Raw genomic sequence first — 303 nt, 5'->3', positions numbered from 1 at the left:
TGAAAAAGAACTTGTTAAACTAAACCATTCTTTTTTTAGTATTTCAATCATAAACTTTTTTAACGGTAACACTATTTGCCTGCGCTGTACAAAACATCAAGACATCAGCTATATTAACATGGGCGGGTCTGGATACCGCGAAATAAATAACTTCAGCTACATCTTTTGCTTGCAAAGCTTTAAAACCAGTGTATACATTATCGGCTTGTTTTCCGCCTTTAAATCGTACTTGGGAAAATTCAGTTTCAACCAATCCTGGATTTATAGCTCCTACTTTAATTCCAAAAGGGTTTAAATCCACAC

At 34.7% G+C, this 303-nt stretch carries 1 pseudogene; it reads right to left on the bottom strand.

Annotated features, from left to right (window positions below):
• Positions 1-43: 43 nt before the first annotated feature.
• A pseudogene (locus tag J8281_RS19450) lies at positions 44-303 on the bottom strand (NAD(P)-dependent oxidoreductase); the annotation flags it as partial.

Origin of the sequence: Aquimarina sp. U1-2 (genome assembly GCF_017897595.1) — a bacterium.
Lineage (GTDB): Bacteria > Bacteroidota > Bacteroidia > Flavobacteriales > Flavobacteriaceae > Aquimarina.
This window is presented reverse-complemented; position numbering and strand designations above follow the sequence as displayed.